The sequence below is a fragment of the Novosphingobium sp. BL-52-GroH genome, assembly GCF_044813085.1.
Lineage (GTDB): Bacteria > Pseudomonadota > Alphaproteobacteria > Sphingomonadales > Sphingomonadaceae > Novosphingobium.
The window spans coordinates 452,095-466,935 of the sequence record NZ_CP171150.1; the positions used below are offsets into that span (position 1 = coordinate 452,095).

The 14,841-nt window shown below is 62.8% G+C and carries 11 protein-coding genes and 2 pseudogenes; 7 read left to right on the top strand and 6 right to left on the bottom strand.

The window, feature by feature from the left end; genetic code table 11:
* Positions 1-1,293, top strand: coding sequence for an L-rhamnose catabolism isomerase (rhaI, locus tag ACFFDA_RS09800; RefSeq protein WP_404478503.1), 1,293 nt, complete (start codon positions 1-3; stop codon positions 1,291-1,293).
* 22 nt (positions 1,294-1,315) lie between these two features.
* Here the strand turns inward: rhaI and ACFFDA_RS09805 are convergent, their stop codons facing one another.
* A complete protein-coding gene (locus tag ACFFDA_RS09805; RefSeq protein ID WP_404478779.1) occupies positions 1,316-1,513 on the bottom strand; it encodes a helix-turn-helix domain-containing protein in 198 nt (65 codons plus the stop codon).
* Positions 1,514-1,623: 110 nt separating this feature from the next.
* Here ACFFDA_RS09805 and ACFFDA_RS09810 point away from each other — a divergent pair.
* The 3 genes and pseudogenes from ACFFDA_RS09810 to ACFFDA_RS09820 all read left to right on the top strand — a co-directional run.
* Positions 1,624-1,914 (top strand): annotated as a pseudogene (locus tag ACFFDA_RS09810) (IS110 family transposase); the annotation flags it as partial.
* 447 nt (positions 1,915-2,361) lie between these two features.
* Positions 2,362-4,911 carry a TonB-dependent receptor gene (locus tag ACFFDA_RS09815; protein ID WP_404478505.1) on the top strand — a complete coding sequence of 850 codons (2,550 nt, stop codon included), beginning with the start codon at positions 2,362-2,364 and terminating at the stop codon, positions 4,909-4,911.
* Complete coding sequence (locus ACFFDA_RS09820) at positions 4,911-5,711, top strand: hypothetical protein (RefSeq protein ID WP_404478506.1); 801 nt, start codon at positions 4,911-4,913, stop codon at positions 5,709-5,711. The genes ACFFDA_RS09815 and ACFFDA_RS09820 overlap by 1 nt, the downstream gene beginning before the upstream one ends.
* Before the next feature lie 236 nt (positions 5,712-5,947).
* Here the strand turns inward: ACFFDA_RS09820 and ACFFDA_RS09825 are convergent, their stop codons facing one another.
* On the bottom strand, positions 5,948-6,478 hold the full coding sequence (locus ACFFDA_RS09825; protein WP_404478507.1) for a hypothetical protein: 531 nt from the start codon (positions 6,476-6,478) through the stop codon (positions 5,948-5,950).
* 334 nt (positions 6,479-6,812) lie between these two features.
* On the opposite strand from ACFFDA_RS09825, the gene ACFFDA_RS09830 reads away from it, so the two are divergent.
* Positions 6,813-8,024, top strand: coding sequence for an IS256 family transposase (locus tag ACFFDA_RS09830; RefSeq protein ID WP_404477663.1), 1,212 nt, complete (start codon positions 6,813-6,815; stop codon positions 8,022-8,024).
* A gap of 28 nt (positions 8,025-8,052) precedes the next feature.
* Here ACFFDA_RS09830 and ACFFDA_RS09835 read toward each other — a convergent pair whose 3' ends face one another.
* From ACFFDA_RS09835 to ACFFDA_RS09845, 3 genes are read right to left on the bottom strand one after another with little or no spacing between them, the layout of a single operon-like run.
* Entirely contained in the window at positions 8,053-8,499 is a 447-nt protein-coding gene (locus tag ACFFDA_RS09835; RefSeq protein WP_404478508.1) for a TniQ family protein, read from the bottom strand.
* A complete protein-coding gene (locus ACFFDA_RS09840; protein ID WP_404478509.1) occupies positions 8,496-9,419 on the bottom strand; it encodes a TniB family NTP-binding protein in 924 nt (307 codons plus the stop codon). The genes ACFFDA_RS09835 and ACFFDA_RS09840 overlap by 4 nt, the downstream gene beginning before the upstream one ends.
* A complete protein-coding gene (locus tag ACFFDA_RS09845) occupies positions 9,416-11,074 on the bottom strand; it encodes a Mu transposase C-terminal domain-containing protein (RefSeq protein ID WP_404478510.1) in 1,659 nt (552 codons plus the stop codon). The genes ACFFDA_RS09840 and ACFFDA_RS09845 overlap by 4 nt, the downstream gene beginning before the upstream one ends.
* Before the next feature lie 281 nt (positions 11,075-11,355).
* On the opposite strand from ACFFDA_RS09845, the pseudogene ACFFDA_RS09850 reads away from it, so the two are divergent.
* Positions 11,356-12,551 (top strand): annotated as a pseudogene (locus tag ACFFDA_RS09850) (tyrosine-type recombinase/integrase).
* A gap of 64 nt (positions 12,552-12,615) precedes the next feature.
* On the opposite strand, the gene ACFFDA_RS09855 reads toward ACFFDA_RS09850, so the two are convergent.
* Positions 12,616-12,867 (bottom strand): hypothetical protein, encoded by a 252-nt coding sequence (locus tag ACFFDA_RS09855; RefSeq protein WP_404478511.1) that lies wholly within the window; start codon positions 12,865-12,867, stop codon positions 12,616-12,618.
* An 887-nt stretch (positions 12,868-13,754) separates the two neighbouring features.
* Between ACFFDA_RS09855 and ACFFDA_RS09860 the strand changes: the two genes are divergently transcribed.
* Complete coding sequence (locus ACFFDA_RS09860) at positions 13,755-14,756, top strand: MucR family transcriptional regulator (protein ID WP_404478512.1); 1,002 nt, start codon at positions 13,755-13,757, stop codon at positions 14,754-14,756.
* The last annotated feature ends 85 nt before the right edge of the window (positions 14,757-14,841 follow it).

Genomic DNA, 14,841 nt, shown 5'->3' on the forward strand with positions numbered 1-14,841 from the left:
ATGAACAAACTGCCGATTTCCGCCGACCTGATCGCCGAGCATAATGCCGCCCGCGAGGCTGCTTTGGCGGAAGACTTCGAGGCGCTCGGCCGCAAGCTGTCACGCACCGGGATCGACATCGATGCGATCAAGGACAAGGTTGCCGGGTTCTCGGTCGCTGTTCCGACATGGGGTGCGGGCCGAGGCGGCACCCGCTTCGCCAAATTCCCGATTCCCGGCGAGCCTACGAACATTCACGAAAAGCTGGAGGATTGTGCCGTCATCAACCAGCTCTCGCGGCTGACCCCGCGCGTTTCGCCGCATTTTCCATGGGACAAGGTCAGCGATTATCCCGCGCTTCGCGAGCAGGCAGCCGAACTGGGACTCGGCTTCGATGCGGTAAACTCCAACACGTTTCAGGATCAGCATGGGCAAGCGCACAGCTACAACACCGGCTCGCTGTCCTCGACGCTTGAAGCCACGCGCCAACAGGCGGTCGAACACAACATCGAGTGCATCGAGATCGGCCGTATGCTCGGTTCGACCGACCTCACCGTGTGGGTCGGCGATGGCACCAACTTTCCGGGCCAGCAAGACTTGGCCCGCAGCCTCGACCGCTATCTGGAAGCGGCCGCGCAGGTCTACGCCGCCCTTCCGGATGATTGGCGGATGCTGCTTGAGCACAAGATGTTCGAGCCCGCGTTCTATTCCACCGTCATCTCGGACTGGGGCTCGTCTATCCTCGCCGCGCGCGAGCTGGGGCCCAAGGCTAAGTGCCTCGTCGATCTCGGCCACCACGCGCCCAACGTGAATATCGAGCAGATCGTCGCCCGGCTCCACCGCTTCGGCAAGCTTGGTGGTTTCCACTTCAACGACAGCAAGTACGGCGACGACGACTTGGATTCCGGATCCGTCAACCCGCATCAGCTGTTCCTGGTGTTCAACGAACTGGTCGAGGCCGAACTGCATCCGCGAGACGGTTTCAACCCCAGCTACATGATCGACCAGTCGCACAATGTGACCGACCCGATCGAATCGATGCTGTCTTCGGCGGAAGCCATTGCCCAGTGCTATGCCAAGGCGACGTTGGTGGACCGCGACGCGCTGCACGCCGCGCAGGATTGCAACGATACGATGATGGCATTCCAGGCGCTACGCCGGGCTTACACGGTCGATGTGACGCCGATCCTTGCACAAGCACGCCTGGAAGCGGGCGGGGCGATCGACGTGCTGGACGTCTACCGCACGAGCCAGTGGCGCGTGCGCAAAGCGCAAGAACGCAAGGTCGTAGGGCTGGGCGCCGGGATCGTCTGACTTTGGCCGGCGGGACGGCAAGCTACAGCCGTTCGCTGGCCGGTCTATTGCCGGTAATCCGGAAGTAAAAGCGCGTGAAATGCGACGGATCGGAGAAGCCGAGCTGCTCCGAAACCTGCGTTACGCTGGCATGGGTGTATCGCAGCAATCGGCGCGCTTCGAGTGCCATGCGCCAGTTGATCACATCGAGCGGCGTGCAGTCGAGGCGGCGCTGGACCAGCCGGGTAAGACCGTATGTCCGTCTGCGCGCCTTGAGCGGCTCGCCCTACACTGCGCATCCGAGGGTTCCTCGGACGGGCCGAGTTGATCCTCATCACAGGAGGACGAGCCGTGGAACATTCTACAGAAGTCTTCGTCGGTATCGATGTCGCAAAAGCACGGAATGCCGTCGCTGTGGTGGATGGGGAGCGCGGAGGCGAGGTGCGCTATCTGGGTGAGCTGGCTGCTACCCCCGAAGCGATGCGGCGAATGGTGCAGCGCCTCGCAAGCCGGCATCAGCAATTGCATTTCTGCTAAGAGGCGGGACCGACTGGCTACGGGCTATACAGGCAGATTACATCGATGGGCTATCCAAGCACGGTGATCGCACCTTCACTGATACCCAAACGCGCCGGGGACAGAGGCGTCGGGGACGTAGGCGGTCGAAGGAGGGTATGGCACAACGGTCGGCGAGACGGGGCTGGAAGAACCAGTGAATGGCAGAGCGCTAACCAAGCGCGCTTAGCTGAAATGGATCCAGTCCGCGAACTCCCATACTGGCCCGCAGCGAAAACGCTGAACATCGAGGCCGGACAGATGGCAGCATCGACTACGTGCCGGTACCCCATTTACTGCTTGCATCCGAAGGGGTGTCCACAGATGCCATTCGCCGATGCGTTCGCACAGTCCAGAAGGACTGTTTTTCCGGCAGAGGCCGACCTTCGCCCGTATAGTGGTGCTGAGTGGCTCGATGAGCGAACCTTGCCGGGAGATTGCGGCGGCGGTCTCCCTGAAAATAGCCGCCGGAATGACACATTAGCGTAGCACAGCCGACCTAATCGCCCCTCCAGGAAATGAGGGGGCTTTTTCATGACACGCGTGCTCTACTGTTCGATTAGCCTTGTCGCGCTCGCCATCGCGGGCTCCGCCCAGGCCCAGTCCACCGCAGATGCGCCGGTCGAGGACAACGGCGAGATCGTCGTCTCCGGCCAGCGTGCGCAGCAGCAGCGCTCGATCGATGCGAAGCGAGCCTCGCTCGGCCTCGTCGACGTGACGGCATCGGACGACATCGGCCAGCTGCCCGACAAGAACGTGGCCGAGGCGGTCGAACGCCTGCCCGGTGTCGGCGTCCAGTACGACCAGGGCGAAGGCCGCTACGTCGCGGTGCGCGGCGTGCCCTCCTCGCTCAACGGCTATACGCTGAACGGCTTCGAGATCGGCAACCCCGACGGCAACACCCGCGCCCTGCCGCTCGACATCCTTTCGGGCCAGCTGCTCAACCGGGTCGAGGTCGCCAAGGTCAAGACCGCCGACCTCACCGGCCAGGGCATCGGCGCCACCGTCAACCTCGTCACCCAGACCGCGTTCGACTTCGACCGGCCGTTCGTGGTCCAGGCCAATGCGCAGGTCGGCTACCAGGAACTGCGCAAGGGCAGCCAGCCGGTCAAGGGCGACATCACGGTGGGCGGACGCTTCGGGGCCGACGAGCAGTTCGGCATCCTGCTTGGCGCCAGCTATTCCGACCGCACCTACACCAGCTACGGCATCTACCCAGACGACTGGGCGCCCGATGAGAGTGCCGTGCGCGGGGCCGTGCCGATTAACATCAAGTATACCGACTACCGCCTGAAGCGCGAGCGCATCGGCGCGGCCGGCTCGCTCGACTGGCGCAGCGGCGGCACCGAGCTTTACGTGCGCGGCGTCTATTCGAAGTTCACCGAGGACGAATACCGCCAACGCCTGCGCCTCGACTTTTCGAACATCGCGTGGGACGCGAACGGCCAGACCGGCCTCGCCTCCACCAGCGAGCAGCGCTCGGACCTGCGCACCGAGTACAAGGAGAAGTCGGTCCTCTCGTTCATGGCGGGTGGGAGCACCGAGTTCGCCGACAACTGGAAGCTCGACTTCGGCGCCGCGCATACTCGCAACGAGGTGATCGAGCCGAACGAGCTGTGGCAGTTCCGCGGCAATCCCGGAGCGGTGGAGGTCGACTTCACCGACAAGCTGTTCAGCGCGGTGCCGCCCGGCGGCTACCTCGCCCCCTCCGGCATGGGCTTCCGCCAATATTCCGCGCAGGCCGAATACGGCCTCGAGAAGACCTGGCAAGCCCGCGCCGACCTCACCGGCAAGCTGCCCTCGATCGGCGAGAACAGCTTCGTGAAGCTGGGCGCCAACGCGCGCTGGACCGACAAGCGTTTCGACAGCTCGAACATGGTCTACGGCCGGGGCACCGCCGCCAACAGGTTCACCCTCGCCGGCCTTTCCGGCGATAGCGTGAACGTCGATCTCGGGAACGGACACGAGTATTTCCTCAGCCCCGCGATCGACGAAGACCTGATCCGCGCCTATACCGAGGGCAAGCTGGGCGGGCCGCAGTTCGTGCTCGACACCGCGACCTCGCTGGCCAACGACACGCTGGGAGACTTCTCGCTCGATGAGAACGTCTTCGCCGGATACGGCATGGTAAACCTCGACTTCGGTTCCATCGCGGTCACCGGCGGCCTGCGCGTCGAGCGCACCGAACTGGGCATCACCGGCTATCTCCTGGAAGGCGACACCGTCACCCCCGCCAGCGCGGACCGCAGCTACACCGACTGGCTCCCTAGCCTCATCGTGCGCGTCACGCCGAGCGACGACACCGTGTTCCGCGTCGCCTATTCGCGCAGCGTCGGACGCCCGCAGTATTCCGACCTCTCGCCAGGCGGCGAGGTCTCGTCCGAGGGCGACGGTGAGCTGAACGTCAGCACCGGCAACCCTGCGCTCAAGCCCTACGTCGCCGATGCGCTGGACATGACGGCGGAGTGGTATTTCGCCCCCGGCGGCGTTCTCAGCGTGGGCGCCTTCGCCAAGTTCATCCGCAACCCGATCTTCACGCAGAGCTATACCATCAACGGCGGCAGCTTCGGCGGGGTGGACTACGACCGCATCAACTTCAGCCAGACCCAGAACGCCGAGAAGGGCGACATCACCGGGCTCGAGGCGAGCTACCAGCAGCAGCTCACCTTCCTGCCCGGCCTGCTCTCGGGCCTCGGCGTCAACCTCAACCTCACGCTGATCGACGCCAGCCTGCGCCTGCCGAACGGCGGCAGCATCGGCTTCCCCGAGCAGTCGAAGCTGCTGTGGGGCGCGCAGCTGTTCTATCAAAAGGGCCCGGTCGAGGCGTCGGTCGCCTACCACCACACCGGCCGCGCGCTGATCGCGGCGGGCGACACGCGCCTCACCGACAACTTCAACGACGACCTGCGCCGCCTCGATGCCAAGATCGGCGTGGACCTGACACGCAACTTCCGCGTTTTCGTGGAGGCCCAGAATCTGACCGACGAGCCGACCCGCCAGTACCAGGGCGGAGTGCGCGACTGGGTCTCGCAGATCGAGCGCTATGGCCGCACGTTCTACCTCGGCGCGTCGATGAAGCTGTGATGATCGCCGCCCTGCTGCTGCTCGCCGCCGCGCCGGTCGCTGGTGCCAGCGACGCCCCCTCGCCGCCGCCCTCCCCGGTTTCGCTGCGCCTGAACGCCGCCGAAGCGCATCAGGGGGCGGCATCGGACGGCACCTACCTCTATGCGATCGACAACGACCGCATCGGCAGATACCGGATCGCCACGGGCGAGAAGGTGGCGCAGTGGCAGGGCGAGCGGCGGCTGTACCCGCACATGAACAGCTGCACGGTGGTCGGCGCAGAACTGGTCTGCGCCGCCTCCAATTATCCGGCGGTGCCGCAGACCAGCGCGGTCGAGGTGTTCGACACCCGCACACTGAAGCACATCCGTAGCGTCAGCCTCGGTTTCGGGCCAGGTTCGCTGACGGTAATGGACCGCCATGGGGGCAAGTGGTGGGCGGTCTTCGCCAATTACGAAGGCAAGGGCGGCGATCCGGGGCGCGACTATCGCTATACCGTGCTGGTGCGCATGGACGATCAGTTCCGCGCCGAAGCCAGCTGGGCCTTCCCCGAGGCTGTGCTGGCGCGCATGGCGCCCAAGAGCTGCTCGGGCCTTAGCTGGGGCGACGACGGATTGATCTACGCAACCGGCCATGATCGCCCGGAGGTCTACGCGCTGAAGTTGCCCGAGGCAGGCTCACGGCTCGAATTGGTGGACACAATCGGCATCGCCACGCCTGGCCAAGCGATCGACTGGGACCCCCAGGCGAAACGCCGCCTGTGGTCGATCGGCCGAGGCGCAAGCGAAGTGGTGGCCAGCGAGATCCGCGCGGTGCGGTGATCGCGGCGTCATCCCCTTCGTGGAATGCCTGCTGCTTAAAACGGGAGAAGTGTGCGCCTACCCAATCGCTCTGAAACGCGTGCATCAGATGCCAACTTCCCAGCGGCTCGGATTCCGCGATGACAGATTCCGGCGTAATCTGTCATTCCCGCAATGGCATCGGAGCGGCGCAAGTTGGTCGCAATCCGTCTTCCAGAATCAAGCTATCGATAAACATGGATGTCGCACACGGATAATTAGACGGCGGATTTGAACAGAGATTTATAGGTATTCGACGCGTTTCGTAAAGATAATATCCGATCAAGTTTTTCATTCCGGTGGCGCGCTGCTTCCAACTTTCTTTTCAGTGTCGACGAGCAAGCCAGACGATCTTGAATAAAATGCTTGAGCGCCATGCTACCGACCGTCCGCGACCATATGTCGACAACCAACTTGCCCTGACAGAGTTCCGTTGCGCCATAATCTGCATCGAGCATTGCGGCGCATATCGCAATCAGACAACGGCGCAGGGACGGGCTAGCAAGCGCGAGTGGCATTTCACAGGACGGTTCGTCTGGGCAGGCGTCTTCGAGTGTGAGCGCGGGCGTGGCAAAGCGATCGAAAAGTTCATCACGTAGCCCTGCGCGCCTGCGAGCCCTCGCTAGGAGAAGGCAGATTGTGGAGGTTTCGTCGAGCAGCTGAGGGGCTGTGGTGTCGTTGAAGCGGAATTGGTCCGGCACTTTTCCTGTGAGGGCATCGCGCAGCGCGGCTTCGAAACCTGCGATCATTTTCCAAAGCGAATGCGCCGCTGGCTCGAGTTCAAGCGCCCTAGGATTTGCCCGTTCGAGACCCCGACGGCAGCGGGCGCAGCACATCCTCGGCGGCCCTTGCGATGACCGCTTCATCGCCCAATGGGCACCTCCGCAAGTGCCGCATCGGTCGACGAGCGGCCAGTGGTGTCGGTTAGCGTCCGCGCTCGTGGTGTAATTTCTGGTGTAGATTGAGGTGATCGCATCGGGTGGGGCATGCCCCACCCGATGCGATTTCGATCTCGGTGGCCACCGGGCTCATCGGTAAGGTGGAGTTACCACACTTCACACGCCCACCGAGGAGTTGATCCCGATGACCGACGACAGACTACCGCTTGCCGAGCTGATGGCGAAGACCGGAGATGGAGATTTCCTGCGCACGATCGCCGAGAGCGTATTGCAGATCATCATGGAGGCCGACGTCGACGGCCTCGTCGGCGCTAGCCGACACGAGCGCTCCGGCGACCGGACGACCTGGCGGAACGGCTACCGCGACCGCAGCCTCGATACCCGGCTCGGCACGCTCAACCTGAAGATTCCCAAGCTGCGGACCGGCGCCTACTTTCCCGGCTTTCTGGAGCCGAGGAAGACCGTGGAGAAGGCGCTGGTCGCGGTGATCCAGGAAGCGTGGATTGCCGGCGTCAGCACCCGACGCGTCGACGAGCTGGTGCAGGCGATGGGCATGACCGGCATCTCCAAGTCCTCGGTGTCCAAGCTGTGCAAGGATATCGACGAACGCGTCCATGCCTTCCTTAAGCGACCCCTCGCCGGTGAGTGGCCCTATCTCTGGCTCGATGCCACCTACCTCAAGGTGCGCGAGGGCGGGCGGATCGTCAGTGTCGCCGCGATAATAGCCGTTGCCGTCAACATCGAGGGCAAGCGCGAAATCGTCGGCCTGCACATTGGCCCCTCCGAAGCCGAACCGTTCTGGTCGAGCTTCCTCAAGGACCTCGCCCGGCGCGGCCTGAGCGGCGTTAAGCTGGTCATCTCCGATGCGCACGAGGGCCTCAAGGCAGCGATCACCCGCGTGTTCAGCGCTACCTGGCAGCGCTGCCGCGTTCACTTTATGCGCAATGCCCTGGCTTACGTGCCCAAGGGCCAGAACACCGTGGTCGCCGCTGCCATCCGCCAGGTCTTTCTCCAGCCCGATCATGCCGCCGCAACGCAGGTCTGGCGCCAGGTCGCCGACCAGTTGCGAGCCCGCTGGCCAAAGCTTGGCGCTTGCATGGACGACGCCGAGCACGACGTCCTCGCCTACATGACATTCCCCGAGCAGCACCGGGTCAAATTGCATTCGACCAACCCGCTGGAGCGCCTGAACAAGGAGGTGAAGCGTCGCGCCGACGTTGTCGGCATCTTCCCGAACGAGGATAGCATCATTCGCCTCGTCGGCGCTGTCCTGCTCGAGCAGAATGACGAATACCAGCTCCAGCACCGCTACATGCAGATCGAGGGCATGGCCGCCCTTGCCACACCAATGATCGAGGAGGTCCAGCCGCTACAGATTACACCCAAGGCCGCCTGAAAATGCAGCCCGCTGGCCACACCCAATTTTACACCACATTGACGGACGCGACCTGGTGTCGGGAACAAAAGCCTCCCGCAGCCATAGCCCAGTCGGCGCGGACATAGGCGGCGCGGCCGCCAGCATAGTCCTCGGCGAGGCAACGGCTGCACCAGGTAATCCGCAGGGAAAGAGCGGGCTCGCAGTACCGACCAAGATAATCGGATGGAACGTAGCGCCAGGCCACAAAGTTTGGGTCGATCCTGGGATACCGATAGCAGAGGCCGAGTTTGGCAATCTGGGTCGGCGCAATGCCGATGTTTGTGGCAAGTTCAGCGATCATCGATCTGGTCGGGTGGACGTCCGGATGACGCCAGTGGCCAGCGCTGTTTCGATAGGCCCGAAGCAAAGGCTCGTTCATAGTATTCCGATTGGGTTGCATGCGAGGCAGCCAAGAACTGAGAAGCTCATCCGGGAATGGCTCCACGAAAGTCATAGGATCGCTCGGCCGATTGCCTTTCGCTTGCCTGCCGAAGCGTACATGGAGACGAGAGGAAGTGTTACGTCCTTTGCGTCGAAGCTTGCTGCGTCGAGCATCTCGCGGCCATCGCGAATTGCCGCGACGGCAGCCGCCTCAATGAGCCTGAATATTCGGCCGGTCACGCCTTGGGTGAGGGCCAGTAAACGTTGCCGCGCTTCGACGGTGTCGAGCTGCGAAGGTCGTCTGAGGGGCAGCAGACCAGAAAAGCTCGCAAGGAGCTGGCGCAGGGCGTGATCGTTGCACCATGGCATCAACTCGAACGCTCCGAACCGATCAGCAAGGTTCGGATCGGTCAGGACGGCCATGCGCGCGTCCTCGGTGCCTGCGCAGACAATCGGAACTTTGAGGTCATTCGTCAGAAAACGGATTGTATTGAGGAACAACCGCTGCTGGCGCGGCGTGCCTGCGAGCATCTTATCGATTTCGTCCAGGACAAGCACCTTGGTTTCGACTTCGGCAAGCAAGTGCCTCGCTTCCGCCCGCATCGATCGCACGGACAGGGAGCTAAGCTCGACGCAATTGAGCGCGGTCAGCAACTCGGTGTAAAATTGATCCTCCGTCGGCTCCGGCGGCATCTGCACCAGGAGCACTGACATCTTGCTAAGCCCGGTCCTTGTATCGAACTGGGGCGCATGAAGCTTGGAGAAGCGGCTGACGATCTCGGTCTTGCCCATCCCGGTGGAACCAAACAATAACAGGCAGGGCATTCGCCCTCGTGGTGGATAGATTACCAGGTCCTCGAGGTGACAGAGCGCGGCTTCAGCCTGTGGCAACGAAATCCAACGGTCGCGCCGAAGCCAGTCGACCCGGGCATCATCAGTCAGTTCGGCATACTCGCGGTAAGCCGGGAAGAGATGACCGTAGAGCATGCTCATGACCGTTCCTCGATGGGGAGCGGGACGACTGGCCCGTCGAGATTTGGTGCTGCGAGTTGTTCGTTAGCTTCTCGAGCCTCGATGTGAACCGTAGGCGGCTCGCCGCGGATGAGCGCATCGACGAGGCGCTGGGTCGTTCGTCGAGCGCCTCGGGTTTTCGTCACGGCGGCGAGCACGATACTACGCTGTGTGCTCACCATCTCGAACAGCATCTGCTCGTCGACCGCGCCGCGCCCGCGCTCCCGAAGCGCTCTCAGGGCATAGTCGTGCTCGAACTTCGAGATCGCAGGACGGCGCTTATCGCGGAGGGGAACAATCACATGCTCGCCGCCGGGCAGTTCGAGATAAACCGCCGAAAGGTTGAGCGGGTTGTATTTGATGGGGAGTTTATGGACGCTGTTCGCCACCAATGTGGTCAAAGCGCCATGCCAGTAGACCAAATGGAAGAGCTTGATGCCGTCGCGCCGAACCCGGCGCATTTCGAATGGAAGGAAGTCGAGCAAAAAGCGTTCTTGGTCAGCCGGCAGCCTAAGTGGCACAGTGCGGTTTGTCTGGTCGTCGCGCCACGCGGTCATCGGCGGAACGCCGAGAGCTCGGTGAATAGTACCGTGATAGATGCCCACTTGAAGAGCGAACCACCGCTCGAAGTCCTTGAGGGTCATGCAGGCCTCGCCCTCTGCGTCGTAGTCTCCCTTGTCTTGGATGTTGGAGAAGGTGGTCCCGGGAAGAAGATGCACTTCGCCGATGGTAGTGCCTATCAGACGCTCAATGTGCCCGCCAAAGTGCGGAGTACGTGGAGGACGGCAATGAAGGTCAATTCCGAATTGCTGGCAGCCGCGTGAGAGCGCGCGCGAATGGAATTCCGAGGCGTTATCGAGGTGGAGGATGTCGGGGAGGCCGAAGATTGGCCATGCGAACGTCAATTCGCGTTCGGTCAGCCAACGATCTTTGGGTAAAACCGCGTGGCGGATCGCCATGCCCACCGAGGTCGCCGATGGTTTCTCCAGCGAAATGTAGAAGCCCGGGATTACGCGTGTGGCAACGTCGATCTGCAGGGTCAGAGTTGGTCGACCCAGTGGCTTCCGGAAGTACTCGTCGACGATGATGATGTCGACAAGCGTGTGATCCATCTGCACGACCTGAAGCGGATACTCCGCCTCGTAGGTGACCGTGACTGGACGGAAGCGATCTGCTGCAGCCTTGGCGCCATCTCGGGCTTTGATAAGGTGTTCCCGTTCCAACGCATCGACCCTAAGTAGAACCGTTTGCCGCGCTGGAGGTCGGAGGTTCTGCTCAAGGCACGTATAGCGTATCTGCCGAACCAGCTGTGCGAGAGTCGGCTTTGGCCGGCTGAGATAGAATTTCGCTATCTCGGCATCGATCAGGCGGTCGATCTCGGAATGTAGGCGAGACCGGCCTTTGGGGAAACCGTCGTGATGATCGACCAATGAGCTGGTTACCGGATTTTCCCGGTATCTCGCCAGAAGCTCGTAGATGCGGGACCGGCTGAGGCCCAGCGTCGAGCCAGCCTCTGCAATCGCTTTGTGGCCAAGCCGAGGTTCCGCGGCAAGAGCGCGAATTACCGGCTCGCGCTCGCAAGCTGTACGCCATTGTGAAGGATCAACCGTCGTGAGGGCAGTGCCAGCTTCGGCCATGACCTATCCCCGATTTTTGCCAGGGACTCGTGTTGCCGGGTCCGGTCGTTTTGTAGCTGAACCGCGCCTTCAGGTCGAACGTCCGGAGGTATTCTTACACGTGACCCAAGCTTTTCTGCCATTTTCTCGTCCGCCCGTATTCTTTAACTGACAGCTCCAAACCGGCCTCGGCCGGAGGTGGCGGGTCCGTGGCGGCGCATGGGAGACCCGCTACCCACTTGCACAATCGGCCGCGAAGGCGCCGGTGACCCGAGCGGAAAACACCAGATGGAAAGGACGCCATGGACGATCTGAGCCTGCCGGCCGCCTCTCGTCACGGCGCTGACCTCGTGCCTATCATCACAACGCTGCGCGCCGCGGCGCCGGTGACCGTGGACAGCGGCTTGATCGCCGCGTTCCAGGTTGCTTCGTCAAAGCACACACTCGCCGCTTTGCGGTCCGATTGGTCGGCCTTTGATCTGTGGTGCCGGCAGCATCGCCGGATCACGCTGCCGGCGACGCCGCAAGACGTGACCGATTATCTCGGTGCACGAGCGGGCAGGGGGCCAGGCCCGCCTCGCTGGCGCGTTACAAAGCCTCGATCGCCCGGCTGCACCAGTTGCTTAGCCTCGTCGATCCGACCACCGCGCCGCTGGTCAAGCTGACCCTGGCGGCGATCCGGCGCGACAAAGGCGTGGCCCAGCGCCAGGCGGCGCCGCTGCGCTTCAAGGGGCCCGTTTCGGACATCGAGCGCGATCCGGCGAGGGGGCTCAACCTGCGCGCGATGCTCGAAAGCTGCGACGATGAGCCTATGGGCCTTCGCGATCGCGCGCTCCTCAGTCTGGCCTACGACACAGGTCTGCGCGCCAGCGAACTGGTCGCGGTTACGATGGAGGACATCATGCCTGCCACCGATCCCGATGCACGGCTGCTGACCATCGCGCGGAGCAAAGGCGACAGCGAAGGGGAGGGGGCCACCGCGTTCCTCAGCCCGAGGATCGTGCGCGCGGTGGCAGCGTGGGCCGCGGCGGCCAGCATCGCCACCGGGCCATTATTCCGCCGGGTGATCGTGCGGCGCTACAAGGTGCGGGCCCGGGTGCCCGGGCGTGACCTGACGACGATATCGGGGCGGGAGATTTGGGGCATGCGCAAAACGTTGCCCAAGCCCGCAGTCCCGGCGCGCACCGAATACAGTTTCGGCGAGGCCGCTCTGCATCCGGGCTCGATCGGGCCGATCTGGCGGGCGATTATCCGACGGGCTTTCGATCAGGGCGCTTTGCCGGATCTCACGAAGGACGATCTCGAGCATTTGCTGAAGCGGATCAGCGGCCATTCCACGCGTGTCGGGCTCAACCAGGACCTGTTCGCCAGCGGCGAGGATCTTGCTGGGATCATGGATGCTTTGCGTTGGAAAAGCCCGCGCATGCCGCTCGCTTACAATCGCAACCTGGCGGCCGAGCATGGGGCAGCCGGCCGCTTGATGAAAAAGCTGGGCTGAAACGGTGAGCAGGGAAGCGCGGTGCCCAAGGGGCTCTATGACCTGAGGGCACCGCGCCGTGCGTTCAGGCCTGGGTGCGGGTAGGCTCGGCGAAGCCGCTGGGGCGTGCACGCCGCAGTTTTTCCGCCTCGCGGCGATCTGAGTATTTTTTGCAGGCATATCCCCCAGCGGCCATGGCAAGCAGGGACATCGGACTAAGCCGGCGCAGCAGCGTCGGCGCGGCGGCACCAAGAAGTGCACCGCCCGTTCCATTGAGGCCTTGGACGTGCTTTGAGGCTTGGCTGCCGGCGAGTGCTCCGATAATTTTGCCAATCATGCGATTGTCTCCTTCGGTACTATCAAGGAGACACCGGGCGAATGGTTCCGGCTGAGTTCCACACCCTACGATCGGGGGGATGTCAGACCTTTGTTCCCCCGGTAAGGCTGGAGGTTGGTTCTGCATATCCTGCAGGGCAGCCGATATCATCGCTGCCACTGTCTCATAGGCGCCCGCGGATTACGGCGCCCTTGGCATCGAGGTCGTTACGAACCATTGCGTGCCGCGTTCGATCCCTTGCGGATCGTGGCTGTGATCGGAAAGTTCATGGACCGGGCTATGATCACAAGCATTGGCCGCTATCTACATCATCCGCGGCGAGCGGGGTCCCTCGGCATTTGAGGTGATTACTCGACCCTTGAGAGCGCTTATGGAAGGAGCAGACCGAGCGCGAGGGTTTGCCCGATGCATGGCGTGCGATCGCGACGAACACGAACCGGTCGTCTGCTTTCGCTTGGTCCTGCACGCCGTCGCGTTGATGGCCTGAAGGGCACTTGCCGGAACCGGGCAGGGTGTTGATAACTTGGCGGAGAAAGGGCGAAAAACTTGCGGATAGGCAGTGGATCGCTCGATGATCATCGGCGAACCGGACAGTTCGACTTTCTCTGTTAAAGGAATGGGCGATAAAGAAGCCGACCCGAAGGACGGCTTTAGGAGTTTTGGGAGAGGATGCCTGCGAATTCGTCGGAACGCATTTGCGGTCAGGCGGTGCGATACGGAGGCGTATCGCTCAGCAACCCGCTCGTCTTGAATATTCCTGCAAAGACTCGATACATTCAAGCTCGTTGGAACCGGCACTTTTTCCCTTGTGTATAATTGCATCTGGCGTGACAAGCAGCGTGTTGCAACGTCCAGATCCATAAAGCGCTGCAGGAGCATTCTCTACTATGGCTGACACCGAAAACCCCGCCGACCTCACAGCACTGACCGTAGAATTGCTCAGCGCCTATCTCGCCAATAACACTGTCGGGTCCGAGGATCTGCCGCGACTGATCCGTGACACCCGTCTTGCACTGTCGGAAGATACGAAGCCCGAGCCGGTAGTCGACGAAGAGACCTTCACACCGGCGGTGTCGATCCGCAAGAGCCAGTCGTCGAGTGCGCATCTCCTTAGCCTCATCGACGGCAAGCCGTACAAGACGCTCAAGCGGCACCTGGCCGCGAACGGCTTGACCCCGGAAACCTATCGCGAGCGGTACAAACTGCCTGCGAACTATCCGATGGTCGCCCCGGACTTCGCGGCCAAGCGCCGCGCCATCGCCGAGCAGATCGGTCTCGGAAATCGCCGGAAACCTGCCGTTTCCCACGACAACCAGAAGTCGCTCGCGGCGGTCACGTTGGCGGCGAGCTCCGGGCCTGCTGCCGAGAGCAAGCCACTATCAGGCGACACCTCCGCGGTCACATCGCCAGGCTCCAAGGACGCGCCCACGAAATTGGGGGGATCCGTAGCGAAGGCGAAGCGGAATGCGGCTCCTGAGCCGGCTAAAACTAGTGATGTGCCCGTTGTTACCGCCCCGGAGACCGCCAAGGCGACATCCGTCAAGCCAATCGCTTCCAAGGCGAACGCCAAGCCTAAGAGCGGCTCGAATTCCGGCTCGAGCAGCGCGGCAGCCACTGCAAAAAAGCGTGCAGCGACGAAGGGCACAAAGCCTGAGGCCGTTGCCGCCATGCCGGCTCCTATCGCTGCGGCCGCGCCGCCGGCCGCGTCGGCACCCGCTCCCAAGCCGGCAGACAAACCGCGCGGCAAGCTGGGGCTGTTTGGCAAGGGGCAGGCTACGTCCGAAAAGGGTGCCCCCACTGCGACGGGAGAAACATCCTCCAAGCCCGTGCAGGCCGACAAGCCCGGCATGGCGCGCTCGCCGAAGGCGGCCACGAACGACGCTGGCTGAGTTTTCGGCCTGCGGACCCGGTGGTCGCGAAACGGGACCCGAGGCGTGACTGATATCGCCGCGTTGCCCTAAGGCCTCCCGCCCA